At 62.9% G+C, this 25293-nt stretch carries 23 protein-coding genes; 4 read left to right on the top strand and 19 right to left on the bottom strand.

The window, feature by feature from the left end:
• Nucleotides 1-98 precede the first annotated feature (98 nt).
• Nucleotides 99-734 (top strand): 2OG-Fe(II) oxygenase, encoded by a 636-nt coding sequence (locus ED21_RS13110; protein WP_006834408.1) that lies wholly within the window; start codon nt 99-101, stop codon nt 732-734.
• Entirely contained in the window at nt 731-1153 is a 423-nt protein-coding gene (locus ED21_RS13105; protein ID WP_198005864.1) for a GFA family protein, read from the top strand. Before ED21_RS13110 ends, ED21_RS13105 begins: the two co-directional genes overlap by 4 nt.
• Nucleotides 1154-1215: 62 nt before the next feature.
• Here ED21_RS13105 and rpmE read toward each other — a convergent pair whose 3' ends face one another.
• From rpmE to rpsB, 13 genes are all read right to left on the bottom strand, one after another.
• Nucleotides 1216-1440 carry a 50S ribosomal protein L31 gene (gene rpmE / locus ED21_RS13100; protein WP_006834406.1) on the bottom strand — a complete coding sequence of 75 codons (225 nt, stop codon included), beginning with the start codon at nt 1438-1440 and terminating at the stop codon, nt 1216-1218.
• A gap of 315 nt (nt 1441-1755) precedes the next feature.
• Entirely contained in the window at nt 1756-2208 is a 453-nt protein-coding gene (fabZ, locus tag ED21_RS13095; RefSeq protein WP_006834405.1) for a 3-hydroxyacyl-ACP dehydratase FabZ, read from the bottom strand.
• Nucleotides 2209-2230: 22 nt separating this feature from the next.
• Nucleotides 2231-2911, bottom strand: coding sequence for an OmpH family outer membrane protein (locus tag ED21_RS13090; protein WP_006834404.1), 681 nt, complete (start codon nt 2909-2911; stop codon nt 2231-2233).
• Entirely contained in the window at nt 2911-5658 is a 2748-nt protein-coding gene (gene bamA / locus ED21_RS13085; RefSeq protein WP_050784780.1) for an outer membrane protein assembly factor BamA, read from the bottom strand. The genes ED21_RS13090 and bamA overlap by 1 nt, the downstream gene beginning before the upstream one ends.
• A 138-nt stretch (nt 5659-5796) precedes the next feature.
• On the bottom strand, nt 5797-6906 hold the full coding sequence (gene rseP, locus ED21_RS13080) for an RIP metalloprotease RseP (protein ID WP_006834402.1): 1110 nt from the start codon (nt 6904-6906) through the stop codon (nt 5797-5799).
• 26 nt (nt 6907-6932) lie between these two features.
• A complete protein-coding gene (gene dxr, locus ED21_RS13075; protein WP_006834401.1) occupies nt 6933-8084 on the bottom strand; it encodes a 1-deoxy-D-xylulose-5-phosphate reductoisomerase in 1152 nt (383 codons plus the stop codon).
• A complete protein-coding gene (locus ED21_RS13070) occupies nt 8081-8800 on the bottom strand; it encodes a phosphatidate cytidylyltransferase (RefSeq protein ID WP_006834400.1) in 720 nt (239 codons plus the stop codon). Before ED21_RS13070 ends, dxr begins: the two co-directional genes overlap by 4 nt.
• Complete coding sequence (gene uppS, locus ED21_RS13065; RefSeq protein ID WP_006834399.1) at nt 8787-9473, bottom strand: polyprenyl diphosphate synthase; 687 nt, start codon at nt 9471-9473, stop codon at nt 8787-8789. The genes ED21_RS13070 and uppS overlap by 14 nt, the downstream gene beginning before the upstream one ends.
• A 36-nt stretch (nt 9474-9509) precedes the next feature.
• Nucleotides 9510-10067 carry a ribosome recycling factor gene (gene frr / locus ED21_RS13060; protein WP_006834398.1) on the bottom strand — a complete coding sequence of 186 codons (558 nt, stop codon included), beginning with the start codon at nt 10065-10067 and terminating at the stop codon, nt 9510-9512.
• A 32-nt stretch (nt 10068-10099) separates the two neighbouring features.
• Nucleotides 10100-10825 carry a UMP kinase gene (gene pyrH / locus ED21_RS13055; RefSeq protein ID WP_006834397.1) on the bottom strand — a complete coding sequence of 242 codons (726 nt, stop codon included), beginning with the start codon at nt 10823-10825 and terminating at the stop codon, nt 10100-10102.
• Between the two features lie 340 nt (nt 10826-11165).
• Complete coding sequence (locus ED21_RS13050; protein WP_034922726.1) at nt 11166-12251, bottom strand: sensor histidine kinase; 1086 nt, start codon at nt 12249-12251, stop codon at nt 11166-11168.
• A gap of 167 nt (nt 12252-12418) precedes the next feature.
• Nucleotides 12419-13345, bottom strand: coding sequence for a translation elongation factor Ts (gene tsf / locus ED21_RS13045; protein ID WP_006834394.1), 927 nt, complete (start codon nt 13343-13345; stop codon nt 12419-12421).
• Between the two features lie 122 nt (nt 13346-13467).
• Entirely contained in the window at nt 13468-14217 is a 750-nt protein-coding gene (rpsB, locus tag ED21_RS13040) for a 30S ribosomal protein S2 (RefSeq protein WP_034922751.1), read from the bottom strand.
• Nucleotides 14218-14563: 346 nt separating this feature from the next.
• Between rpsB and ED21_RS13035 the strand changes: the two genes are divergently transcribed.
• Complete coding sequence (locus tag ED21_RS13035; protein ID WP_006834392.1) at nt 14564-14815, top strand: hypothetical protein; 252 nt, start codon at nt 14564-14566, stop codon at nt 14813-14815.
• On the opposite strand, the gene ED21_RS13030 is transcribed toward ED21_RS13035, so the two are convergent.
• A complete protein-coding gene (locus ED21_RS13030; protein ID WP_006834391.1) occupies nt 14784-15626 on the bottom strand; it encodes a phosphatidylcholine/phosphatidylserine synthase in 843 nt (280 codons plus the stop codon). The genes ED21_RS13035 and ED21_RS13030 overlap by 32 nt on opposite strands.
• Nucleotides 15623-16372: a phosphatidylserine decarboxylase gene (locus tag ED21_RS13025; protein WP_006834390.1), complete on the bottom strand. Its 750-nt coding sequence runs from the start codon at nt 16370-16372 to the stop codon at nt 15623-15625. The genes ED21_RS13030 and ED21_RS13025 overlap by 4 nt, the downstream gene beginning before the upstream one ends.
• Nucleotides 16373-16472: 100 nt before the next feature.
• On the opposite strand from ED21_RS13025, the gene ED21_RS14875 reads away from it, so the two are divergent.
• Nucleotides 16473-17549 carry a phosphatase PAP2 family protein gene (locus ED21_RS14875; RefSeq protein WP_006834389.1) on the top strand — a complete coding sequence of 359 codons (1077 nt, stop codon included), beginning with the start codon at nt 16473-16475 and terminating at the stop codon, nt 17547-17549.
• Here ED21_RS14875 and ED21_RS13015 read toward each other — a convergent pair.
• The 4 genes from ED21_RS13015 to ED21_RS13000 are packed head-to-tail and all read right to left on the bottom strand — an operon-like array spanning nt 17510 to nt 25099.
• Nucleotides 17510-18652 carry a beta-ketoacyl-ACP synthase III gene (locus tag ED21_RS13015; protein WP_006834388.1) on the bottom strand — a complete coding sequence of 381 codons (1143 nt, stop codon included), beginning with the start codon at nt 18650-18652 and terminating at the stop codon, nt 17510-17512. The two genes, ED21_RS14875 and ED21_RS13015, sit on opposite strands and share 40 nt — an antisense overlap.
• A gap of 44 nt (nt 18653-18696) precedes the next feature.
• Complete coding sequence (locus ED21_RS13010; RefSeq protein WP_006834387.1) at nt 18697-22497, bottom strand: GMC oxidoreductase; 3801 nt, start codon at nt 22495-22497, stop codon at nt 18697-18699.
• Entirely contained in the window at nt 22494-23927 is a 1434-nt protein-coding gene (locus ED21_RS13005) for a metallophosphoesterase (RefSeq protein ID WP_006834386.1), read from the bottom strand. The genes ED21_RS13010 and ED21_RS13005 overlap by 4 nt, the downstream gene beginning before the upstream one ends.
• Complete coding sequence (locus ED21_RS13000; RefSeq protein ID WP_233995763.1) at nt 23924-25099, bottom strand: serine hydrolase; 1176 nt, start codon at nt 25097-25099, stop codon at nt 23924-23926. Before ED21_RS13000 ends, ED21_RS13005 begins: the two co-directional genes overlap by 4 nt.
• Nucleotides 25100-25293: the final 194 nt, after the last annotated feature.

Genomic DNA, 25293 nt, shown 5'->3' with positions numbered 1-25293 from the left:
ATGGCTTCGATGGGAAGCGAAAAAGCGCTTCCGGCGTGCCACGCGCAATTTTCTTTCTTTGCTTGCGGCGCGCTCCACGACCGATAACGTGGCTCGCGATGACCAATCCCGGCGAATCTTCGAGCGCGCTCCTGCTGTCCCGCCCAGGGATTCAACGCGTACCGACACCCAAAGCGGAGCTCTTCCAGCTGCGCGATTTCGCCTCGCCGGCGATGTGCGAGCAGTTGGTCGCGCTGATCGAGAAGGACCGCCGCCCCTCGACCCTCGCCGACGCGGGAAACGACCACTACTTCCGCACCAGCGAGACCTGCGATCTCGATCCGGACGAGCCGGTGGTGTGCGAAATCGAAGCCCTGCTCGCCGCGCTCAACGGGATCGATCCGAAATTTGGCGAGCCGCTACAGGGCCAGCGCTATGATGTCGGGCAGGAGTTCAAACCGCATTGCGACTATTTCAACCGCGGCGGGCAGGACTGGGAGAAATACTGCTCGGTCGCCGGCCAGCGAACCTGGACCTTCATGGTCTATCTGAACGCAGTGGAAGCCGGCGGGGCGACTCGCTTCAAGGCGGTGGGAAAGACCTTCCAGCCCGAGCCGGGCAAGCTGGTCTGCTGGAACAATATGCGGCCCGAGGGGCGCGAGAACCCCAACACCATCCACCACGGGATGAAGGTCAGGAAGGGCGTCAAATACGTGATCACGAAATGGTATCGCGAGAAGGAGTGGGGCTGGTGATCGCTGCCGGCGAAACGCGCGAAGGTGGCTGCCATTGCGGCGCCGTACGGTTCAGCTTCACCGTGCCCGAAGGCGCAATCATCCGGCGCTGCAACTGCACCATCTGCGCCATGAAGGGCGTGGTGATGCTGGACGTGCCGATGGCCTCGCTGAAGATCACGCGGGGCGAGGACGCGCTCACACTCTATACGTTCGGCAGCGGGCAGGCGAAGCACCGCTTCTGTTCGCGCTGCGGCATCCACACCTTCCACCAGCTGCGCTCCGAGCCCGATCACTACGGGGTCAACCTCGCCTGCGTGGACGGCGTTTCGATCTATGAATTGGCGCAAGTCCCGGTGTTCAACGGCCAGCGCCACCCCGGTGATGGCAACGCCTATGAATATACCGGCGTGTTGCGGTTCGCGCCGATCAAGCCCTGACCCGCCAACGAAAGAGGGCGGCCCCGGAAGGGCCGCCCTTGAAATTTCGTCGCCGAAGAAGCTTACTTCTTGAGCGTGAGACCGCCGAAGCGCTTATTGAAGGCTGCAACGCGGCCGCCTTCCTGAAGCTGCTGCTTGCCGCCGGTCCATGCCGGGTGGCTAGTGGGGTCGATGTCGAGCGTCAGCGTGTCGCCTTCGCTGCCCCAGGTCGAGCGCGTCTGGAATTCGGTGCCATCGGTCATCTTGACCGTGATCATGTGGTAATCGGGGTGACCTTCGGCCTTCATGATAAACGTCCTTTTAGCTTCGGAGCGGTTCCGACCGATCCAGCTGTGTTGGGAAAGGCGCGCGGGTAATCGGAATCGCCTTAAAAGGCAAGTCCGATTTCCCGTTATTTGTTTGCGCCCTCAGACGCCGGGCGGAGCGCGTCCGCGCTCCTTGGCTTCGGCCTGATCGGCCGACGCGCAGGCACGCTTCGACTGCCGTGACCATGACCGGGCCGGCGGAGGCCCGGCAAGGGCGACCGCCCGTCCGCAGCGAGTGCAGCTTGCTGCACATCTAGCGAGGACGCACCGACGAAGGTCGGTGCGCAAAACAAAAACCTACTCAGGCGCGTCGGCGATCATCGCGGTGAAGCTGACTTCGCAGGTCACCTTGCCATCGACCGAGGCCTCGCCTGCGAACTTGCAGACGCGGGCCCGCTTCTGGACAAAGCTGGCCTTGAGATCGAGCAGCACACCAGGCGTCACGGGCGCGCGGAACTTGGCGTTCTCGATCGCCATGAAATAGACGAGCTTGCCCGATCCGGCGAGACCGAGGCTTTCCACCGCGAGCACGCCGGCGGCCTGCGCCAGCGCTTCGATCTGGAGCACGCCCGGCATGATCGGCGCGCCGGGAAAATGCCCCTGGAAAAAGTCCTCGTTGAAGCTGACCGCCTTGATCGCGTGGATCCGCTCGTCCGGGACGAGTTCGGCCACGCGGTCGACGAGCAGCAGGGGATAGCGGTGCGGAAGGCGCTTGAGCACCTCGACCACGTCGAAACCGGTCTCGCTCATATCCCCTGCTCCCTTGTCTTTCTTAGCGACCCGAGGGCTGTGCTGCGGACTGCTGCTGCGCTGCGGCGGCCTGCTGGCGGGCGGCGGCGACCATCAGGACCTGCTGGACCTGCTGGTACACGCCGACTGCCTGCTGGCTCGGCTGCCAGCCCTGCGGCGGGGTTGTTTGCACGGAGGGCACGCGCGAGTTGAGTGCCGCCACAACCTTCTGATTGATGTTGGTAGCCGGATTGGACCATGCAACAGCTTCAGGCGAAAGCACTACCTGAATATTATCAGCCGAAGTCACTGTCTGCAGGGCGGCGCCATACTGCTGGAGAATCTGTTCGATGGCATAGACCCGCGCCGCATCGACCTGATTCTGTAGCTGTGCAATTTCACGCTCGAGAGTTTGAATCTGCTGCGCCTGCGGTGCATTCTGCGCGGCCTGCTGCTCGGACTGATCCAGATTGCCGTCGCTATTCGTATCGAGTTGTTGAAGCAGCGTCTGGGCTTGCTGCTGCTTCTGCTGGATTTGGGAAATCTGAGAAGCAAAGGTTGTGTTGATCTGCTGGTATGCAGCGCTCAGCGCGCTGGATCCGGCGATCGTCGCGGGCGGATTGACTACGGCGATGTTGCCGCTGACCTGCGCTGCGAGCGGCGTTGCGGCGATGCCGGCGACAGCCAGGCTCGCTGCGGCGATGGTCTGCTTGAGAATCTTCATTAGAATTGCGTTCCTACATTGAAAGAGATCGTCTTGGTGTCGTCACCACGCTGCTTTTTAATGACGTGAGAGATATCGATCCTGAACGGACCGAATGGCGAATTCCAGTTCACCCCGATACCAGCGGTAATGCGTGGGGAGATGCTGTCGCCCAGAAGGACTTCCTTGAAGAAGGTGCCGCTGGGAATGAAGGGATCATTCGGATTGCCATCAGCATCGAACTGATCGAGCGTCTGGCCGACAACCGGCACATCGTCAGAAGGATCATTGGGGGTGTTGTTGTCATCAAGAACCGGATTGCCGTCCGCATCATAAAGCGGTCCTAGGAAAACCGGTTCGCCTCTAATCGTAGACTGAACGCCGTTCGGGTTATCCGCGAGAATCGGGCGATCGACAGCGAAGAGCGAACCAACATCGATCCAGACCGATGGACGAAGACCCATTTCCTGAGCGCCACTTCCAAGCGGGATATCGAGCTCCGCCCGGCCGAGATAGTAAGCGCGACCTCCAAGCGAATAATCAATACTCCGATTGTTCTCGTTCTCACGCAATTGCTCCAACGTCTGGAGCACGCGAGGCGTATCGGGATCGTTATCATCGTCGAGATAGGCAAGTTGCACGATGCGAGGGCCCACCCCCCGGATATCGAACCCTCGGAACTGCGGTTCACCGAGGAAAAAGCGGTCTGTCAGTCGCACGTCGTCGAAGCCAGGCTCGGCATTGCTCTTTAGCGCCTTGATCCAACCGCCTTCGGCCTGAAGCGAGAAGATAAAGCCGGAGCCGACGTCGAAGTACTTTGCCATTCGCGACCGCAAACGGAGGTAGTCTACGTTGCCGCCAAGTCCCGCAAATTCGGTCGATATCGAAACCGTTTCGCCACTGGTCGGTCGGAAGCTGCTATTCAGCGAATTGTAATTCACACTCAGGCCCAGGATCGAACTGGTCCTTTTGCCTACCGCTTCGCAGATAAAGCGCGACCCGACACATTCTTCTACACCGTCACCGTCTGTGTCGGTGAAGAACTGCGTACCGATACTCACGTCCTCGAAATTCAGCGTATAGCTGCCAATGGCAGACATATATTCAGTCAATGGAACGCCAGCACGAAGCGACAAACCCGTCGTCGCCTGACTATAACGGTTGAACTCGCTAGCAAAAAAATCGTTGTCGTATTCGCGATGATAGATGTCCGCGCCCATCGAAATGTTGCGGTCAAACAGGTATGGTTCGGAGAAGCTTACCTGCGCTGATTTTGAGAATCGCGAATAATTTAAGCTGAGGCCGACGGTTTGCCCGCGCCCGCGAAAATTCTTCTGGCGGATCGAACCGGCGAGAACGAATCGTTCAAGGCTGGAAAAACCGGCCGACAGTTGGAGTTCGCCGGTCGGCTGCTCCTCGATATTGGCTTCAAGGACGACGCGGTCGGGCGCACTGCCCTCCACCTGCGTAACCTCGAAATTCTCTTGGAAATAGCCCAGCGATTTGATGCGGGCTTCCGATCGCTTGATCGCAAGACTGTTGAAGGCATCGCCCTCTGCCACGCGGAATTCGCGGCGGACGACCTTGTCCTGCGTCAATGTGTTGCCGTTCACATCGATCCGCTCGACGTAAACGCGCGGCGCTTCGCGCAGGACGAATCTGACGTCCATTGTCAGGGTTTCGGGGTTTCGATTGAAATCGGGCCGCACATCCGCGAAAGCATAGCCGAAGGTGCCGGCGAGGTCCGTCAACTGTTCGACCGTGTCCTCGACTTGCTTGGCATTGTAATAGTCGCCCGCTTGCATCGGGAGCCGCTGCGACATGGCATTGCTGTCGAAGTCGCGCAGCTGACTTTCGACCTTCACATCGCCAAATTTGTAACGCTCACCCTCTTCGACCACATAGGTGATGATGAAGTCTTCCTTGTCCGGCGTAAGCTCGGCCACGGCGGAGACGACGCGAAAGTCGGCATAGCCTTCGGTGAGGTAGAAGGTACGCAGGTTCTGCTGGTCGAATGCCAGGCGATCGGGGTCGTAGCTGGTGTTCGAGCTAAGGAAGCTCAGCAGGCCTCCTGTCTCCTTGGTGACCATCTCGCCCTTGAGATCTCCGTCCGAGAACTGCTCGTTGCCGATGATGTTGATCTGACGAACCTTGGACTTGGGCCCTTCATCGATCTCGAAGACGATATCGACGCGGTTCTGGCTCAGCTGAACGAGCTGCGGCTCGACCGTTGCGGCAAAGCGGCCCTGGCGTTTGTAGAGTTCGATGATGCGGGCAACGTCGGCGCGCACCTTTGAACGGGTAAAGATCTGGCGCGGGGCAAGGCGAATTTCCGGAATGATCTTGTCGTTCTTGATCCGATCGTTACCCTCCAGAAGGATGCGGTTGATGACCGGGTTTTCGGCCACAGTGATCACGACATTGCCCGAATCGTTTACCACGCTGACGTTGGAGAACAGTTCGGTCGCGTAGAGATCCTTAAGCACCTCGTCGCCCGCGGCCTGGGTATAGGCATCGCCCGGGCGCAGGCGGATGTAGGACAGGATCGTCTGCGGTTCGAGGCGCTGGGCGCCGGCCACGGCGATCGTGCGAACCGCGTCCTGCTGCTGGGCGGGCGCGGCTTGCGCTGCATCGGCTTCGTCGCCGCCCGTCTCCTGCGCCAGGGCCGCAACCGGCATCGAGCCCATGATCGTGCCCGCAAGCAGGCCCGCCACAAGGCGCGTGGTCCGCGTTTTTGAAGTCGTCGCGGCGTTCGCAAATCCAGTCATCGACAAGGGAGTTCCCGTCCTTGAAATCTTTCCTCGCCTGCAGGGCGCAGGCGGCCGATTGGCCCCCTGCCCGATGCAAGCTCCACGATCAAGCCGCGTGACGCCTGGCAAGGCGTATGCGGCTCGGCCTTTCCCCGCCTAATTCCCGAAGAAGGGAAGTTTGGCGATATCGATGAAGGTGACGAATACCATCAGGGCGAGCACCAGTGCCACGCCGGCCCGATAGGCCACCTCCGTAGACTTCGGACCCAAGGGTTTCCGGCGGACTGCTTCAGCCGCGTAGAAAGCCAGGTGTCCGCCGTCGAGCGCCGGGATTGGCAGGAGGTTGATGAATGCCAAGTTAAGCGAAATCAGCGCGGCAAAGTTGATGAAGGCAAGCGGCCCCATGCTCAACTGTTCGCCTGCAAATTTGCCGATCGTGACCGGTCCGCCCAGCTCCTTTACCGAGCGATCGCCGACGATGATCTGCTTGATCCCGGTGACCATCATGTCGACCAGCTTGCCGGTCTGGACAAACGCAAGACCGATGGATTCACCGATGCCGACTTCCTCCACCGCAAGTTCGGAGGAATAGATGCCAATCCGCCCGATACGGCTCTTGTTGCCGAAGCGGTCGGCCTCTTCGATATCGGCAATTCTGACCGGCAGCGTAAGGCGCTCCCCCTCGCGCTCGATCTCCATGTCGATCGTACGTCCGGGGTACATCAGCACCTGGTCCGCCACGTCCTGGAATTCCGCCACCGGCTCACCGTCGATGGCGATCATGCGGTCGCCTATTTCCAGCCCGGCAGCTCGCGCGGCGCTTTCCTCGGCGAAGCGAGTGATGACGGTCGTTTCTTCGGGGTCCGCCGCCACGGGCTTGCCGTAGATCGCAAAGAAGCTCGCGAAGATCGCTAGGGTGACGAGAACATTCATAGCCGGTCCGGCAAAGACGATCAGCGCCCGCTTGCCGAGCGAAGCGTGATGGAAGCTGCCATCGCGTTCTTGCGCGCTCGCTTCGTCGATCTTGTCGGGATGCGGAATGCTGGCCGGGTCCATGTCGCCCTTGAACTGGACATAGCCGCCCAGCGGGATCGCCGAGAGTTTCCAGCGCGTGCCGCGCCCGTCGGTCCAGCCCCACACTTCCTTGCCGAAGCCGACCGAAAAGGCTTCCGCCTTCACGCCGAACCAGCGGCCCACCAGATAATGGCCAAGTTCGTGCAGTGTAACGAGCGGCCCCAACAGCAGCGGGAAGCCGAGGATGTACATCCAGAAGGGGATCGATCCGTCCAAGGTCAGGCAGTCTCCATTCGGGCCGTGGCAGCCTTGCGCGCGGCTTCGTCCAGCACGAGAACATCCTCGAGCGAACGCGGCGCAGGTGGCAGGTTTCCGGCGTTGAGTGTGTCTTCCACCAATGCTGCAATGCAGCTGAACTTTATCTGACCGGCGAGAAAGGCGGCCACCGCCACCTCGTTGGCGGCGTTGAGCGTGGCCGGGGCCGCCCCGCCCGCCTCGGCCGCTTGCCGCGCCAGTTTCGTCGCGGGAAAGCGCGTCTCGTCAGGGGGGAAGAAGCTGAGTTCGCCGATGCCGGCGAGGTCCATCGGGGCCATCGGCGTGTCCATGCGCGCCGGATAGGCAAGGCAGGAGGCGATCGGCACGCGCATGTCCGAAGGGCCAAGCTGCGCCAGCGTCGACCCGTCGCGATATTCGACCATCGAATGGATGACGCTTTGCGGATGAACCACGATCCGGATCCGGTCGAGGCCGACAGGGAAGAGGTGATGCGCCTCGATCAGTTCGAGGCCCTTGTTGAACATGGTCGCGCTGTCGACACTGATCTTGGCGCCCATGTCCCAATTGGGATGCGCGATGGCCTGTGCGGGCGTGACCGCGTCCAGATCCTCGACCAGCCGCAGCGGGCCGCCGCTTGCGGTCAGCGTGATGCTGCGCACCTCGTCCAGCCGCCCGCCCTGCAGGCACTGGAAGATCGCGTTGTGCTCGCTGTCGACGGGCAGCAGCGTGGCGCCGTGTTTCTCGACCGCGGCGGTCATAACCTCTCCCGCCGAAACCAGCGCCTCCTTGTTCGCGAGTGCGACGGTGCGGCCCTGCTCGATTGCGGCCATGACCGGACCGAGCCCGGCGCAGCCGACGATGGCCGCCATCACGATATCGGCGGGGCGCGCCGCAGCCTCGCATAGCGCCGCGCGCCCGGCGGCGGCTTCGACGTCCGATCCCGCCAGCGCCTCGCGCAGTTCACCGAGGCGCGCATCGTCAGCGATCACGGCGATCTTCGCGCCGAATTCTTTCGCCAGTGCGGCAAGGTCGGCCACGCTGGAATGCGCGGTCAGCGCCTCTACCCGCCAGTGATCCGGATTGCGCCGGACGAGGTCGAGCGTGGACGCGCCCACCGATCCGGTGGCGCCGAGGACTATGAGCGACCGTGTCATGGCGCAGAGCTTAGCAGCAGTCCGGCAAGCAGCACCACCGGGATGATCCCGTCGGTCCGGTCGAAGACACCGCCATGGCCCGGTATGAGGTTGGAACTGTCCTTGACCCCGGCCTTGCGCTTGAGCCAGCTTTCGAAGAAATCGCCGCTTTGCGCCGCAACCGCAATCGCTGCGCCCAAGGCGACAAGCGTGCCGATCTCGGCGAACTCGAAGCCGAGCGTGTTCGCCCCGCTGATCTGCCGCGCCGCGCCATAGACGAAGAGCGCCAGCCAGGTGCTCGCGCCAACGATCCCGCCGAGCAGCCCGGCCCAGGTCTTGGACGGGCTGATCTTTGGCGCGATCTTCGGCCCGCCCAGCGTGCGCCCGAAACCATAGGCGAAGGTGTCGACGAAGATCACCGCGCCGATCACGCCCACGATCATCGGGACCGGCAGCCGCGTCAGGACGAACCCGGCAAGCCCGATATAGACCGCGCCAGCGAGGATAGCGGCCAGCCGGAACGGCACGTTCTGCGTCACCTTAACGATCAGCAGCACGAACTCGACGAAGGTCGCCAGCGAGACGAGGACGATGAACCCGTCGAGCCAGGGGTCGCCCGCAACCACTGCGGCCACGGCGATAGACATCATCACGGCGGCGGAGAGCAGCCTTATCGGCAGGTCCGCATTCTTCGATTTTGCCGCCGACGAAACCGCTTCGCTCTCACCTGCCGCCAAAACGTCTCTCCCTGCCCGCAAACTGGTCCAGCGCATCCCGCAGATGCTCCGGCGTGAAGTCGGGCCACAACACTTCGGTGAAGATCATTTCCGCATAGGCGGCCTGCCACAAGAGGAAATTGGACAGGCGCACTTCGCCGCTGGTGCGGATCAGAAGGTCGAGCGGCGGCAGTCCGGCGGAGTAGAGATTCGCCTCGATCGCTTCTTCGGTGATTGAACCCTGCTCTGCCGCAGCCCGCGCCGCCGCAGCGATTTCCGCCTGCGCCCCGTAATTGAGCGCAACGGCCAGCGTCCGCGACCCGCCCGAGGTCTGCTCCAGCGCATCTTCCAGCATGGCGACGATATCGGGAGCGAGCCCGCGCCAGTCGCCGAGGATATGCAGCTTCACGTCGTTGGCGACGAATTCGGGCAAGTCCGACTTGATGAACTTGCGCATGAGATTCATCAGGTCGTCGACCTCGTCCTCGGGGCGCTTCCAGTTCTCGCTGCTGAAGGCGTAGAGCGTCAGGCACTCGATCTCGGTGTGCTTGAGGCTGCGCACAAGTTCGCGCACCGCCTCCACGCCCTTGCGATGGCCCATGGCGCGCGGCAGGTGCTTGCGCTTGGCCCAGCGCCCGTTGCCGTCCATGATAACGGCGACATGGCGGGCTATCTTGTCCTGGTTGTCAGCCATCACGGAAAGTCCGCGCACGCAAGGCCCCGAGAGGCCTCACTGCGTCATGATTTCCTTTTCCTTGGCCGATGCGGCCTGCTCGGCTTCGGCGACATATTTGTCGGTCAGTTTCTGAACCTCGTCTTCCGAACGCTTGCGGTCGTCCTCGGAGATTTCCTTCTTCTTCTCGTCTTCCTTGAGCGCTTCCATACCATCGCGGCGGACGTTGCGGATCGCGATCTTGGACTGTTCGGCATACTGGCCGGCGAGCTTGGCGAGATCCCTGCGGCGTTCCTCGGTGAGGTCGGGCATCGGCAGGCGCACGTTCTGACCGTCGATCATCGGGTTGAGACCGAGGTTTGCCTTCGCAATGCCCTTCTCGACCGCGGTGACATTGGCCTTGTCCCACACCTGCACGCTCAGCATGCGCGGTTCAGGCGCCGAGACGGTGGCGACCTGGTTCAGCGGCATCATCGAGCCGTAGACTTCGACCACGACGGGATCGAGCAAGCTTGTGTTGGCGCGGCCCGTGCGCAGGCCCGAAAGATCACCCTTCAGGCTTTCGATCGCGCCTTTCATGCGGCGTTCGATATCGGATTTGTCGTACTTGGCCATGATCGGCTTCCTCTTGTCTTTCTCGTTTCGTATCAAGCGGTGTGGTCGGTGACGATGGTCTGCGTGCCCTCACCTGAAAGAACCTTCACGACATTGCCCTTTTCGCGGATCGAGAACACCACGATGGGGATCTCGTTGTCGCGGCAAAGGGCCACGGCGCTGGCGTCCATGACCTTGAGATCATCTGCCAGAACTTTGGAGTAACTTACGGTTTCGAAACGCTTGGCATCGGCGTTCTTCTTCGGATCGCTGTCGTAAATGCCATCGACGCTGGTGCCCTTCAGCAGCGCGTCGCACTTCATTTCGGCTGCGCGCAGGGCAGCGCCGCTGTCGGTGGTAAAATAGGGCGCGCCGACGCCGGCGGCGAAAATCACGATGCGGCCCTTTTCGAGGTGGCGTTCGGCACGGCGACGGATCACCGGCTCGCAAACCTGGTCCATCTGCACCGCGCTCTGCACGCGCGTTTCCACGCCCAGCTGCTCGAGCGCGCTCTGCATTGCCAGCGCGTTCATCACGGTCGCGAGCATGCCCATGTAATCGGCCTGCGCCCGGTCCATGCCTTGCGCCGCGCCTGCCATGCCGCGAAAGATATTGCCGCCGCCGATGACGAGGCAGATCTCGAGGCCGGTATCCTTGGCCGCCTTCACTTCCTTGGCCAGCTCCAGCACGAAGGCCGGGTCGATCCCGAACTGGTTGGTCCCCATCAACACCTCGCCCGACAGCTTCAGGAGGACGCGGTTCATCTTGGGGAGGGTCATGGAGGCGGTCTCTATTTATAGGGTTTGCGCGGCCTTAGAGCGTGGGCGCGTCGCTGCCAAGGGTATGGATGCGGGGGCCTGTCGCATTCTTTCGATCCAAATATCACTACTATGGCTATCAGTCCGGTATGCATTGGGGAAAGACACCGTGGGCGTGATCGCCGGCGATCCAAAACTGGTCTATCGCAGGGCCTTGTGATTTTTCGCGCTCACCACGCTGCCGCTCACGGCGATGGGCTGGCAAGCCGCGATGACGCGCCGGGTCACAGAGCATCCGGGCTCATCGAACGGGTCGAGCCGTACGGCGCCGCGAGCCTGACTTTGCAAGCTGGCGTTCGCTCTATTTCCGGACAGCCAGCTTCATCCCACCACCATCGGCGCTAAATTCGACTTGCGCGTCCAACCCCCGCGCGATGGAGTGAATCACCCTCGTGCCCAAACCGCTCGATTGAGCGGCGCGCTGGGCATCCTGCGCAGAAGCATCCCCTGTATCCTTGCACACGATAGACCAATTATCGCCAGCCGTGCCCGCATCGATAGCGATGGAAATGTTGCCGCCCTTCTTGGAAAGTCCGTGCTTGACGCTGTTCGAAACGAACTCATTGACGATAAGCAGGAGTGAGTTTGCCAAAGCTGGCGCGACCTGCCTTCCGGTTACGCGAATATCGAGATCGACACCCTGGGGCAGCAATTGCCGCAAGTCCGTGCCAACCCGTTCGAACAGGACGACCAGGTCAACGGTCTGATGTGCGCCGACATCCTGCAGCTGTTCATGCAACGAGGCCAGCGACCTGATGCGCAGCCCGATATCCTCCAACGCGGTTCTGGTCCCCTCATCCGGAGAGCGCCGCGCTTTCATAGTTATGATCGAGCTTATCGAGGCAAGAGAGTTCTTTACCCGGTGATCCACTTCGCGGCGCAAAGTCTGTTCGCGCTCGAATGCAAGCCTTAGATTGAGGGCACGCATGACGTGCTGGCCAAGGACGCGAATAACCGAACGCTGCTGATCCGTCAGATTGCGCGGCTTGTGATCGAGTATGCAGAATGTGCCGAGCGGAAGGCCGTTTTCGCCCTTGAGGACTGCCCCAGCATAAAAGCGGAAGCCGGGATTGTCCGTACACAGCGGGTTGTCTGCCATCCGCTCATCCTTGAGCGTATCGGGTATCTCGACGAAATCACCCTGAAGGATGACATGGCCGCAAAGGCTCGTTTCGATTGGTGTGGATCGAACGCCCAGCCCCACCTCGGCCTTGAACCATTGCCGCCCTTCATCGATGAAATTGACAACCGATACCGGCGCTTCGCAAAGCGCGGATGCCAATTCCACCAATTCATCGAAATCACGCTCTCGCTCCGTGTCGAGGATCCCATAGCGTCGCAGTTCTCTGAGGCGATCTTCTTCCTGGGGGTGAAGCGCAGGTTTCATGGCGCGGGAGATAGCAGCGAATCACCAAAGGCACAGCTATTTATGATCCTTCAGTTCGAAGGCCTCCATCGCCAGAAACAAAAACGACCGCCGCCCACTTTAAGCGAGGGGGCGGCGGTCGAAGTTTTCTGTCGCACTTGCCGCTTCTAATGCAGCGTGCGTTTTGCTCAGCCGCCGACGGCAGCGGCCACTTCTGCTGCGAAGTCGCTTTCTTCCTTCTCGATGCCTTCGCCGAGCTGGAAGCGGACGTAGTCCACCAGTTCGACCTTGGCGCCGACATCCTTGGCAGCTGCTTCCAAGACCTGTGCGATCGGGGTCTTGTTGTCGATGACATAGACCTGGCTGAGGAGGGCGTTTTCCTTGGCGTACTTGTTGACCGCGCCTTCGACCATCTTTTCCTGGACGTTTTCGGGCTTGCCGCTTTCGGCAGCCTTTTCCTTGGCGATAGCGCGCTCACGCTCGATCACTTCGGCATCGAGGCCGTCGGCGGTCAGCGCCTGCGGGAAGGCGGCAGCGATGTGCATGCCGAGCTTCTTGCCCAGCTCTTCCAGCTTGGCCGTGTCGCCTTCGCTTTCGAGAGCGACGAGGACGCCGATCTTGCCGAGGTCGGGAGCGACCGCGTTGTGCATGTAGGGCACGATCACACCGTTGGTGACCGAAACCGTCTTCATGCGGCGGATCTGCTGGTTCTCGCCGATGGTGGCGACGTTGTTGGTCAGCTTCTCCGCGACCGAACCGCCGTCGGGATAGCCGGCAGCCTTGAGGGCTTCGACATCGTCACCGTCGGTCGAAAGTGCGACCTGCGTGGTCTTGCGGACGAAGTCCTGGAACTGCTCGTTCTTGGCAACGAAGTCGGTTTCCGAGTTGACTTCGACGGCAACGCCCTTGGTGCCTTCGACGGCGATGCCGACGAGGCCTTCAGCCGCGGTACGGCTGGACTTCTTCTGGGCGGTGGCGAGGCCCTTGGCGCGCAGGGCGTCGACAGCGGCTTCGATATCGCCGTTCGCAGCTTCGAGAGCCTTCTTGGCGTCCATCATGCCCGCGCCGGTCTTCTCGCGCAGGGCCTTCACGTCAGCGGCAGTGAATGCAGCCATGGTAAATTCCTTCTTGGGTAATCTTGGATGCGTGCAGCACCGGGCCTGCTGGTATCAGCGGCCCGGCGCTCGAGTTCGCTTGTGTGACGGCCACGCTACGCAGCCGTCCCACGGGAATGGCCTCAGGCCGCAGCTTCTTCCGGCGGATTTGCCATCGCGCCCACGTCGGCACCCGAATCGGTCACGCCTTCGCCCTTGCCCGAACGGGCCGCTTCGCCAACGGCGTCGCAGTAGAGCTTGATGGCGCGGGCAGCGTCGTCGTTGCCCGGGATCGGGAAGGCGATGCCGTTCGGATCGACATTGGTGTCGAGCACGGCGACCACGGGAATGCCAAGCACGTTGGCTTCCTTGATGGCAAGGTCTTCCTTGTTGGCGTCGATCACGAACATCACGTCCGGAATGCCGCCCATGTTACGGATACCGCCGAGCGAAAGCTCAAGCTTGTCGCGCTTTCGCGTGAGGTTGAGGACTTCCTTCTTGGTCAGGCCGCTGGTGTCACCCGAGAGCGTTTCTTCCAGCGTCTTGAGTTCCTTGATAGAGCCCGAGATCGTCTTCCAGTTGGTGAGCATGCCGCCCAGCCAGCGGTGGTTGACGAAGTGCTGGCCCGCAGCGAGCGCAGCTTCGCGGATCGGGTCCTGCGCCTGGCGCTTGGTGCCGACGAACAGCACCTTGCCGCCCGAGCGTGCGGTCTGGCTGATGAAGTCGAGAGCGCGCGCGAAGAGCGGCACGGACTGCGACAGGTCAATGATGTGGATGCCGTTGCGCGCGCCGAAGATGTACGGCTTCATTCGCGGGTTCCAACGGTGGGTCTGGTGGCCGAAATGTGCGCCGGCCTCGATCAGTTGCTGCATGGTGACGGTAGGAGCCGCCATGGTCATTTCCTTTCCGGTTGTACCTCTGGAAGACTGGAACCCGTGATGCGGAGAACCCCGCGGCCGGGCACCGGTATGAGCGCCTTCCATGTGGATTTGCCCGCCGCCGAAATGGCCCGGATTGGCCGATTCTGTAGCGAACGGCGCGCCAATAGCGGCCTTTTCCGGACAAAGCCAGTCTCAATTCATCTCAGGAAAAGGGAATCCGGGCGCGAAAAGCGCTTGACAGGCGAGAACAAAACAGGAACATTGTTCTCATCGCCGGAACACCCGGCGGGATTTAGGGGTTTTCCCGTAAATTTACCCCGGCTGTCAACAGCTTTGTGCACAGGCAGGCGGGGAGGAGATGACCGATATGTTTGCAGCTGTTCTCATTGCCGCCCTCTCCTTCGCCAGCGTGGCGACGGTTCTCGTGCTTGCCGATAGCGGCGTTCGCTGGTGGTCCGCTTTCGGCACGCTGCGGGAGCGCATGAAGCAGGGCTATGCGAGCGCGGGCGTCGGCCCACGCCCCGCGATCATTACAGGCAGTGCGAATGGCTTCGGGCGCCAGGCCCGCGCCTATCCGGTCATCCGGCAGGCGACGCAGCGCGCCGCTTGATCCGTGCGTAGCGCATCAGCGTGAACGGCAGCAGGATCAGGTAGCCGATCCCGATCGCGCTTAGCGTCCACCAGGGTTCGACCAGCAGCGCCGCAAACAGCAATCCGGCGAAAGCCAGCACCCACAGGCGAATGCCCCGTCGCGGGCGAAGCGAAGTCCAACTTGGCGTCGCCATGCTCGAAATCATCAACAGCGCCGTCGCGAGTATCCAGGGCGCCACGAAGATCGGCTCGCGGAACACCTCGATGCCTGTCGCCGACCATAAATAGAACGGCATGAAGGCCAGCCCTGCCCCCATGGGTGCGGGAACGCCGGTCAGGAATCCGAGCGATTTGTGCGGCTGCTCTTCCATGTCGATCTGCGCGTTGAAGCGCGCGAGGCGCAGGGCGCAGCAGATTGCCAGTGCCAAAGCAGCAAACCAGCCCCAGCGCGGCTCCGCCGAAAGCGACCACAGGTAGATGATGATCGCGGGCGCGGTGCCGAAGCTGAGCGAGTCGGCAAGGCTGTCGAGTTCCGCCCCGAAGCGCGATTGCGCCTTCAGGAGGCGTGCGATGCGCCCGTCCATCCCGTCGAGGATGCCGGCTACTATGATCGCCACGGCGGCCGCCGCCCATTGCTCGGAAATGGCAAAGCGGATGCCGGTCAGCCCCGAACACAGCGCCGCCGCCGTAATCGCGTTGGGAGCCATTGCCCGCAGTGACAGGCCGCGCGACTTGCCCATGACCGGCTGTTCGTCCTCAGCCGCCTTGGGGCCGAGTCGCGCGCGCTCTTCCGGCTCGGGGCGCGGCGTGGGGTCGGACAGCAGGCTCATTGCGTAACTCCTTCAAGCAGGGGCTGGCTGCCCACGGCGGCAATCACGGTTTCCCCCGCAACCACCTTCTGGCCGACCATGACGTAAGACCCCGTGCCGGCCGGCAGGTAGATATCCACCCGGCTGCCGAAACGGATCATGCCCACTCGCTGACCAACGCCCAGGGTATCTCCCGGTTTCGCAAAGGAAACTATCCGCCGCGCAATGATCCCTGCAATCTGCGTGAAACCGACCTTGAGACCGTCCGACCGCTCGATGAGAATGTGTTGCCTCTCGTTGTCCTCGCTCGCCTTGTCGAGATCAGAATTTAGGAACTTGCCCGGAATGTAGATCAGCCGCCGCACCATGCCGGCAATCGGCGTGCGGTTCACATGGACGTCGAAGATCGAGAGGTGGATGGACACGCGCGTGACGGGCACGGGAGCCAGCCCCTCGGTCCCGCTGCCGTCGCCGATCACCAGTTCTCGCGGAGGTTGTACCTCGTCGATAGTCAATACGGTCCCGTCCGCTGGCGAAACGATAAACCGGTCGTCTTGCGGTACGACCCGTTCCGGATCGCGAAAGAAGGCGAAAACGCAAAGCGAGAGGAAGGCCAGCGGCCAGGCCAGCGTTTCCCAGGCGAACCAAGCGAAGACCAGCGAAAGGCCTAGCGCGGCAAGCCCGAACTTGCGACCTTCGGGATGGATCCGAGGGATAGCCGATATGGTATCGCCGCGCCCCTGATTGTCTTGGAGGTCTCCTGCCATAGCTGTCCACTACGCGGGGAAACCGCGCGTCACAAGCTTGCAACGCGGGTGCATCACCGGCTTAGCGATTCCTTCACCCAATCATGGTAAACGCCAGCTTATGAACACGCTCTCGCAGGTTGCCCGCCGCTGGTGGGGAGAATTTCCGCTCTATTTCTACGGTCTCGCCTGCGCGGCGGTGGTGTTTTACCTGTGGTCGCGCTTCGACATTCCCTATGACAACGCGGGTTCGACCACGAGCATCCAGCTCATCTACACGGGCGCCATCGCCTGGTTCTTTGTCGATATTATCTGGCGCCTGTTCCGGGATCGGCCCGCCCGCCCCTTCGCCTGGGCGCGAGAGCGGTACTTGACGCGTTCCGCCCTCGCCACGCTGGCGGCAAGCGTCCCGCTCCTGCTCATGTGCGCCATCCTGATCCCCGTCTTCTCAAGCCTGAAGGCGATGATCCCGCTCTTTAGCGAATTCGACTGGGACCCGACCTTCATCGCCTGGGAGCGGGCTCTGCTGTTCGGCTACGATGCGTGGGAAGTGCTGCAGCCCGTGTTCGGCTGGCCGGTGGTGTCGGCGACGCTCGCCGTGCTCTATCACCTCTGGGTGCTGCTGCTTTATCTCGGCGTGGCTGTCGTGGCGATCGCGCCCGGCGTGTACAAGGGCGTCAGGCGCAAGTTCTTCTTGAGCTATGCCATGGCGTGGTCCTTGGTCGGCGGTTTGCTGGCGACATGGCTGGCGTCAGTAGGGCCGGTCTTCGTCGAACCGATCCTCGGCATCCCCGACTTCGCGCCCCAGATGGACTATCTGCGCTCGGCCAACGAGCAGGTGCCGGTGATGACCGTGCCGGTGCAGGATATGCTGCTGGCGAGTTACCTCAGCGCGGACAACGGTCTCGGCCGCGGAATCAGCGCCATGCCCTCGATGCACATCGCCGTATGCGTGCTCTTCTGGCTGGCCGCGCGCGAGACCTCGGTGAAGGCCGGACGCTTCTTCTTCTGGTTCATGGTGGTGATCTGGATCGGATCGGTCCACCTCGCCTATCACTACGCGCTCGACGGGCTGGTCAGCCTCGTCGCCGTCTGGCTAATCTGGGAATTCGCCGAGCTGGTGTTCGAGGCGTGGGACCGCGTGCCGGTCCCGGGAGGTCAGGCCGACTTGCGGACGAACACCGTACCGGCCGAATAACCCGCGCCGAAGCTGCAGATGAGGCCGGTGTCGCCGGCCTCCAGGTCTTTGCTGTGAAGGTGGAAGGCGATGATCGAGCCCGCGCTCGATGTGTTGCCGTAGGTGTCGAGCACCGTCGGGCTTTCGTCTTCGTTCGCCTCATGGCCCAGAACGCGATGCGCGATCAGGCGGTTCATGCCCGTATTCGCCTGGTGCAGCCATAGGCGGCGCAGGCCCTGCGGATCGAGATCGAGCCGCTCGGCCTCGTCCACGATCATCTGCGCGACCATGGGCACGACTTCCTTGAAGACCTTGCGCCCTTCCTGGACGAAAAGCTTGTCCGGCCCGCCCGCATCGTCGGGATAGGCGCGGTTGAGGAAGCCGAAGTTGTTGCGGATGTTGTTCGAGAAAACCGTCTTCAGCTTGGTGCCGAGGATGTCCCAATGGTCGGCAGGGGCAATGGCGGCATCTTCCACCAGCACTGCCGTCGCCACATCGCCGAAGATGAAGTGGCTGTCCCGATCGCGCCAGTTGAGATGGCCGCTGGTAATCTCCGGGCTGATGACCAGCACGCTCTTCGCGTTGCCTGAGCGGATATAGTCCGCCGCGGTCTGGATGCCGAAGGTGGCGGACGAGCACGCGACGTTCATGTCGAAACCGAAGCCGTCGATCCCTAGCGCCTGTTGGATCTCGATCGCCATCGCCGGATAGGGGCGCTCCATGTTGGAGGCCGCGCAAAGCACCGCGTCCACGTCTTCCGGCTTTCGCCCAGCGCGCTCCAGCGCCTGTGTCGCCGCTTTCACGCCGATTTCGGCGAGGATCGACAGCTCGTCGTTCGAGCGCTGCGGCCAGCGCGGGGCCATGATTTCCGGATCGAGCACCGGCACTTTCGCCATCACGTGGCGCGCCTTGATCCCGCTCGCCTTCTCGATGAATTCGACCGAGCTTTCGTTGAGCGGTTCCACTTCGCCCGCCTCGATCGCCTCGGCATTCGCCGCGTTGTGGCGCCGCACGTATTCGTTGAAACTGGCGACCAGCTCCTCGTTGGTGATGCTTTCGGACGGGGTGAAGAGGCCGGTCGAGGAGATTACGGGGCGGCCGGTCATGGTAGCTTTGTCGGTCATGGCGCGTGACTAGTCCCGCTCCCGCCGCCCCGCAAGTGAGCATGTCACGCCGTGCGGCGTTCTCCGGTCGCTTCGGCCTGCGCGTCCAGCCATTCGAGCTGTTCGAGGATCACCGGCGTCACGTCACGATGCGCGTTGTAGCCGATGAACAGGTCCATGTGCCCGTAATTGGGCACGACGCGCTGCTGATAGAGGTCGCTGCCGTTGTGATCGGCCAGCCACATCCGCGTGCGCTGCCCGCTTTCCGGGTAGAATATGCGGTTGGTCGCACCCGACAGGAAGCTGATCGGCAGCGCCAGCCGGCGCGCTGCATCGGCGGAGGTGTAGACCGCCTGGCCGTCCGCATTCACCGCCAGCCCGTCGTGCATGATCGTGCAGAGCTGCTCGAAAGGTTTGAGCGAGACGCGGCTGAACATGCTGCCGAGCGCGTTGTGCGTGTCGTGGCCGAGCTGCGAGTGGTCCCAGCTTGGACCGAACACGCCGAACACCCGGCGGCAAGTGGGGTTCTTGCAGGCCTGCCCGTCCGGCACGGGGATCTGGTAGGCGACCGCGTCGATCTCGTAATCGGTCTCGGTCCCTTGGCTCACGAAATCGAGATGCCCGTCGAGCAACGAGATCTGCGACAGCGCGCCTGCCACGCCCAGATCGGCCTTGAGGTAGTTCAGCCAGTCGGTGACCGGGTGCAGCGTCAGCTGCGAACTGATCAGCGAACGCACGTCCGAGACATGGCCCGCGCCGATACCCATGAGAAGGCTCATCGACCCCACGCAATGCGCCAGCGCCTGCACGCTTTCCGCACCCGTGACCTTGCGGATTTTATCAACCGCTGCGGGCCAGTCGTAGCGGGCGATGTGGTCGATGGTGAATTCGGGCGGGCGCTCGATGTCGTTGCCCGCATCGTTGCTGGCGCGGTAGTCGAACAGCCACACGTCGTAACCCTTGGCGACGAGGCTTTCGGTGAGGTTTTCATCCACGGTCGGCGTCGCAAAGCTCGACGCGCGCACCGAGAAGCCAGGTGCCAGCACCAGCGGCCCGCGCGTGCCGCCGCGATAGCGGGTGAGGCCGATGTTCACCCCGTCTCCCGTCGGCACGATGTGGCGTTCGGCGGGCGGCAGGCGCATTTCGCGCGCCACGAAACTTTTCGCGTCGGTCTTCGGGAAGTCGTTGAGCGTCGCCAGCATCCCGCCATAGGCGCGGAAGACGGTCATGGCGAAGAAGCCAGCATACTTGCCGACGAAAACGGTCTCGATCGCCTTCTTCGCCTTAGGGATGAGGTTCACGACATGGCCGACGAGCGTGTCGGCATCGTGCACCTCGATCGTGGTCAGCTGGCGCATGAACTCGTTGACGCCCAGCCTGAGCATCCCGCGCCCGATCAGCTCCCCGTTCTCGTCCTCGCCGTGGCGCAGGGTGACGAACAGCGTCGTGAGATCGGTCCAGGGATCGGACTTGCCGCGCTGCTGCAGCGTCTTGAAGCCATGGAAGTGGATCGGCCCTTCGGGACCTTCCAGCACCATGTCGTAAAGCATCTTCCAGCTTTCCGGCTGGCCCGGATCGGCCACCAGCAGGCGGAACGTGCCTTCGCGCACGGGAAGCGGGTCGGGCGAAATCGCGCTCACCAGCACCGTGCCGGTGATCGCCGAGCGATGCTCGCGCTCCTCGATCATGCGATGGAGGTTCTCGGTGGTGACGGTCAGCAGGAAGCTGCATTCGCTTCCCTCGCAGCGTCCCCATGCCGCGCCATTGGCGTAATCGTCGCGAATGCGCTCGGCGTGGTCGCAGGGGCGATGGTGGCAGCCCTTGGCGCTGATATGTCCGGCCATGGTCTCGGTGAAGGCGAGCCCCGGGCTCATCGCCTCGGGATGCTCCTTCACCAGCTTGCGGATTGCCGCCTTGCCTTTGTCGATGGCGTCGCTCTCGAAATGGAGGGCCGCCGCCTCGATCTGGCGCGAGACCGGGTCGATGGCGTGTCCGGCGACCCATTTCGCCACCGAGAGTTCGAGCTTCTCGCCGAAGTTCACCTTGAACGGTTCGTCGTCGACGCCGCAATCGTCTTCCACCGGCTCCGGCAGCGGACCTTCTGCGCTCAGCGTATAGTCGATGGTCCAGCCGTTTCGCTGCGCCATCTTCTCGAGCGCGCGTTCGGCCACGGCGGTGATGGTCAGCAGCGGATTGACGCCGACCGCGCCCGGAAGCGCCGCCCCGTCGCACACGTAGAGACCCTCGTGGACATCCGTGCCCGCCTCGCCCGCGAAAACGCGGCAGGTGTCGTCCACCACGCCGCTGGCCGCGTCGTCGCCCATGCCGCAACCGCCGATCGGGTGGACGGTGATGAGCTTGCGGCCCATCTGCGCGTTCCAGATCGGGTCGGAGAAATACTGCGCCTGGATCGCTTCGGCGGCTTCGCGCATCAGATCGTCGTCGCGGGTGAAGGTGTCCTGCTTGCCCGCATCGGCCCAGCGTACGGTGATGCGGTCATCCTCGAGCGCGAGCTGGCCATGCGAATCGTCGACGCTCATCACGAGATAGGTCTGCATTCGCGAAAGCGGCCCTTTGTAGGCCCATTCGCCGATGCTGGCCGGATCGGCCTGGAACGCCTCGCCCATCGCCTTGGCGTCGAGCAGGCGCGGCTTGACCTGGTCCATGCCGAAGCGGGTGAACCCGTCGGCCAGCGCCTCGCCGAAGAAGAAGGCGGGCGCAAGCGCGGCGCCGATGATGCCGGGGGCCACGCCCTCCTCGATTACCAGCCCCTTCGTCACGTCCTTCGTGTCGCGAATGTCGATCACGCCGGTGATGCAGGGGCCGGGATAGGCTTCCTTGGAGACTTGGTTCGCGCCCACGCCGATGGCGTGGATCGGCTGCGCGGTGAGCACATCGCCCTGCTTCTCGGCCTTGAAATAGCTGTCATAGGCAAAGCCCAGGCCGTCGCCATTGCCCGAGAAACCGTGACCGAGGCGCTTGGACAGCGGCAGGCCCTTGTCGCGCGAGCGCAGGAGGATTTCGGTCGATCCGATCGCGCCTGCACCCAGCATGACATGCTCGGCGGTGATGCTTGCAGGTCCTTTCCCCGCATCCTTGCCATTGGCCTCAAGATGGACGCGCCATTGCTCGCCCTTGCGCTCGATCCAGAGCACCTTGGCCTGCGTAAAGATTTCCGCGCCATGGTTCGCCGCATCGGGAAGGTAGTTCATCAGCGTCGTGTTCTTCGCGCCGACATTGCAGCCCGAAACACAATCGCCGCAATTGGTGCAGGCCGGTTGCGGCACGCCGAAGCGGTTGGTCTTGTCCTCGAAGGTGACGTTGATCGGCGTCTTGTAGAAACGCTTGCCCATCGCCTTGGCCGAATGCTCCAGCGCCTCCAGCTTGCCGAGCGCAGGGTAGCTGTCGGGATAGGGATTGGGCGAAAGCATCTCGCGCGCCCGCTCGTAATAGGCGTCGATCTCCTCGCGGTTTTCGCGGAAGGCGGCGGGCCAGTGCGCCTCGTAGAGCAGGCGCTTGTCGAGTTCGAGCGCGACATTGGCGTTGATCAGCGAGGTGCCGCCGAGGCCGCAGCCGACCAGGGCGTACTGGTCCTCGTTCACATGGACTTCGAACAGCGCATCCGGCTCGCCGATCCGGCCACCCTTGGCGTTGAACTGCATTGCGCTTTGTGCGTCCGCGATCTTGTTCGGGTATTCGCCCGGCAGAAATTCCTTGCCGCGTTCGAGCACACAGACATCCTGCCCGGCGCGCGCAAGGCGGCTGGCGGCAACGCCCGCGCCATAGCCCGAGCCGATGACGACGACGGTATAATGCGCTTTCGCCCGCGACAGCGGCTTGGCGATGCGTTTCTGCAGGGTGGTCATTCCGCGGCCTCCCGCATGTGTTCGGATGTCTCGAGGAAACGGCGCACGCGCTTGGCGCCCTTCTCGTCGATGCGCGCATGGACGGCGCGAGAGAAATCGGCCCAGTGCGAGGCGGCCGCTTCGACGGCTGCGGCAGCTTCGCCCACCAGCTTCGTCTCGCGCCCGCTACCTTCGACGCGGACCGGCAGCATCACGCCGTCGACCGGATCGTTGAAGAGGCGGAGCGAGGCGACTTCCAGCTCGTCCGACACCAGCATGGCGGCGCAGCCCTGTACCGGCATCAGGCCCGGCTCGTCGAGCACCCAGCCGCCGGTGTTGAAGACGCCTACGGGCAGGACGTAGCCCTCCACCATCAGCTCGTCCTGGAACGGCTTGTGCGTGTGGCCGAAGACGAAATGCAGTTCCTGCGGCAGCTCGCCCAGTTCCTCGCGCAGCTGCGCGGCCATGGGCGTGCCGAGATACCAGCCGATATCGTCGACCTCGTCCTCGCCCAGCACATGGCGATAACCCTCGCGCTGCTTTTCCGCTCCGCGCCCGGCGGTGAGGTCGACACCTGCACGGATGAGGTTGTCCAGCGTGATGCCGTATTTCAGTTCCATCTTGGGATTGATGCCAAGCTTGGCGTGCAGCCCGCCGGTGACGCGGCGCGCGATGCTTCCGGCCATGTCGTGGCTGGCACCCGCACTCAGCATGGTCTCGTAAAGCGTGCCCGCCTCGCCGCCGATCTTGCCGGCGCTGCCGAGGTCGGACCACAGGAAATCGATCCACGGGCCGTTCTGCTCTTCGAGTTCGCGCATGGTCGCAGGCCGCGTCTCGCTGCCCTCGAGGAAGCTGCGGAAGTTCGACAGCGCGCGGTACATGGAATCGACGTAATGCCCGTGGTGCATCACGACGGCGCGGTTGCGGCTACGGTCGGCGAGGCCCCAATTGGGATAGGCGATGTGGACATGCGCCCCCGCCATGTGCGGACGGTGCGCGATCAGCGATTCCATCATGCGGCAGCGATGCGTCGGCGTGCCGGTTATGGTAGTGACGTATTCGAGATCGCCCGGGATCTCGCCCTTCATCACCGAACGCACGAAGCGATGGTCCTGCGCCATGCGCCAGAGGTGGTGATCGTGATTGCCCGCGACATAGATGATCTCGCGGCTGAAGATTTCACCGCCCTCTGCCGGGAAGAAGGCGTCGATCAGCTGGAGGAAACTCTTGGACACATCGCCGAAGGGCGAGAGGCCGAGATCGAGAGCGTCGCCGAGCAGCACCAGCTGCGGCTTCTCGCCCTCCTTCAGCGTCTCGCGCAGCGCGTTGGCAAAGCTTGCCAGGACTTCCGAAGGCCCCTCGGCGATTTCGTCCGCGCCGTTGACATGGGTCAGCAGGCTGTCACGCGCGCCGAGATGGAGGTCCGACAACACGATATGGGCGATGCTCATGCGATATTCTCCAGGCAGGAGTAGAAGGCCTCGCGCACGATCTTTTCGCGCGGGTCGTCCCACTTCCCGGTGCCGAGGGTGTTGGTGATCCACGCGTAGGCTACCTCGTCCTGCGGGTCGGCATAGGCCAGCGAACCGCCCACTGCGAAGCTGCCGAAGGCGCTGCGGGTGCGGGCGAATTCCCATTTCTCGAACGGTTTTTCGAAACCGAGCGAATAATACATTTCGGCGCTCAGCACCTTGTCCTTCAGTCCCTTTGAAGGGGGCCTGTGTCCCTCTGTGAGGTGGCGCATGACTTCGGGCGTGATGCCCAGCGCCTCGCCGCCGGCGGTGAAGGCCTGGTAAACCTTCGCAAGACCATCGGCAGACGCGATGCCGCCTGCCCCGCCCTGCCCGCTCTGCCAGAACTGCTCGCAATCGAGCGCGCCGGGGCCCTGCATGATTAGCGGGTTGTTGAGCGTGCGGAAGGCCAGCGTGCCGGGCAGGCACATCTCGAAAGTGAGCGCCCAGGGCATGGTGGTGCGGTGTATGAAGAGGTCCTGCAGCTTGAAGCCCTCGATCCGCGCCAGACGGTCGCGATCCACGCTGTCGGGCAAGCCGATCCAGACGTCTGCGCCCAGCGGAGCAGCGACTTCCTCGGCGAAGAAACGCCCGAGGTTGCGGCCCTGCGGGTCGCGGCGGCGGATGAGTTCGCTGGCGATCCAGCCGAGCGTGTAGGCGTGGTTGCCGGCGTGTTCGCCCGGCGTCCAGTTGGGCTTTTGCGCAGCGATGGCTTCAGCAATCGCGTCCTCGTCGGTGAGATTGTCGAGCGTGAGCTTGAAATCGATGGCGGCAAGCCCGCCTTGCTCGCTCAGTGCCTCGCCCACGCTCATCCGGTCCTTGCCCTGCGCGGCAAACTCCGGCCAGATGTCGGCAACCCGTTCCTCGTAGGAGAACAGCCCGCGCGAGACCGCCACGGCGGCGGCGATAGCGGTCAATCCCTTCGTCAGCGAATAAACCAGCGTAGCGGTGTCGCTATCCCAGCCCCGCGTTCGGTCCTTTGTTTTCCAGCCGCCGTGGAGATCGACGACTTTCTGCCCGCGGTGGTAGATCGTGCAGGACGCACCCAGCGCCGATCGCGCCTCGAGCGCCGTCGAGAAAGCCGGGACGACCGCTTCGAACCCTTCGGCCACGCCTCCGCCAATTGCCGCAGGCGACCTGGAAACCATCCGGTCGATGGGCATCAAACCCGATTGTGTCAATGAATTGCCCCCGTCGATGGGGCCATCCTTGAGCGCGCCCCTTCGCAGACCGGTCTAGGGAGGAGTGGTTAACGGATGGCTTACCGTACGGAAACTTTCGGGCCGGATGTCCGGCATCATGCGCG

This window comes from Erythrobacter sp. SD-21 (assembly GCF_000181515.1).
In the GTDB taxonomy this organism is placed as follows: Bacteria; Pseudomonadota; Alphaproteobacteria; order Sphingomonadales; family Sphingomonadaceae; genus Qipengyuania.
The sequence above is the reverse complement of the archived record's forward strand: the minus strand, read 5'-3'. Positions and strand labels throughout refer to the sequence as shown.

Coding starts and splice junctions, on each gene's coding strand:
- ED21_RS13110 (WP_006834408.1), top strand. CDS start 99: ATGACCAATCCCGGCGAATCTTCGAGCGCGCTCCTGCTGTCCCGCCCA.
- rpmE (WP_006834406.1), bottom strand. CDS start 1,440: ATGAAGGCCGAAGGTCACCCCGATTACCACATGATCACGGTCAAGATG.
- fabZ (WP_006834405.1), bottom strand. CDS start 2,208: ATGAGCGAGACCGGTTTCGACGTGGTCGAGGTGCTCAAGCGCCTTCCG.
- ED21_RS13090 (WP_006834404.1), bottom strand. CDS start 2,911: ATGAAGATTCTCAAGCAGACCATCGCCGCAGCGAGCCTGGCTGTCGCC.
- bamA (WP_050784780.1), bottom strand. CDS start 5,658: ATGACTGGATTTGCGAACGCCGCGACGACTTCAAAAACGCGGACCACG.
- rseP (WP_006834402.1), bottom strand. CDS start 6,906: ATGTACATCCTCGGCTTCCCGCTGCTGTTGGGGCCGCTCGTTACACTG.
- dxr (WP_006834401.1), bottom strand. CDS start 8,084: ATGACACGGTCGCTCATAGTCCTCGGCGCCACCGGATCGGTGGGCGCG.
- uppS (WP_006834399.1), bottom strand. CDS start 9,473: ATGGCTGACAACCAGGACAAGATAGCCCGCCATGTCGCCGTTATCATG.
- frr (WP_006834398.1), bottom strand. CDS start 10,067: ATGGCCAAGTACGACAAATCCGATATCGAACGCCGCATGAAAGGCGCG.
- pyrH (WP_006834397.1), bottom strand. CDS start 10,825: ATGACCCTCCCCAAGATGAACCGCGTCCTCCTGAAGCTGTCGGGCGAG.
- ED21_RS13050 (WP_034922726.1), bottom strand. CDS start 12,251: ATGAAACCTGCGCTTCACCCCCAGGAAGAAGATCGCCTCAGAGAACTG.
- tsf (WP_006834394.1), bottom strand. CDS start 13,345: ATGGCTGCATTCACTGCCGCTGACGTGAAGGCCCTGCGCGAGAAGACC.
- rpsB (WP_034922751.1), bottom strand. CDS start 14,217: ATGGCGGCTCCTACCGTCACCATGCAGCAACTGATCGAGGCCGGCGCA.
- ED21_RS13035 (WP_006834392.1), top strand. CDS start 14,564: ATGACCGATATGTTTGCAGCTGTTCTCATTGCCGCCCTCTCCTTCGCC.
- ED21_RS13030 (WP_006834391.1), bottom strand. CDS start 15,626: ATGAGCCTGCTGTCCGACCCCACGCCGCGCCCCGAGCCGGAAGAGCGC.
- ED21_RS13025 (WP_006834390.1), bottom strand. CDS start 16,372: ATGGCAGGAGACCTCCAAGACAATCAGGGGCGCGGCGATACCATATCG.
- ED21_RS14875 (WP_006834389.1), top strand. CDS start 16,473: ATGAACACGCTCTCGCAGGTTGCCCGCCGCTGGTGGGGAGAATTTCCG.
- ED21_RS13015 (WP_006834388.1), bottom strand. CDS start 18,652: ATGACCGACAAAGCTACCATGACCGGCCGCCCCGTAATCTCCTCGACC.
- ED21_RS13010 (WP_006834387.1), bottom strand. CDS start 22,497: ATGACCACCCTGCAGAAACGCATCGCCAAGCCGCTGTCGCGGGCGAAA.
- ED21_RS13005 (WP_006834386.1), bottom strand. CDS start 23,927: ATGAGCATCGCCCATATCGTGTTGTCGGACCTCCATCTCGGCGCGCGT.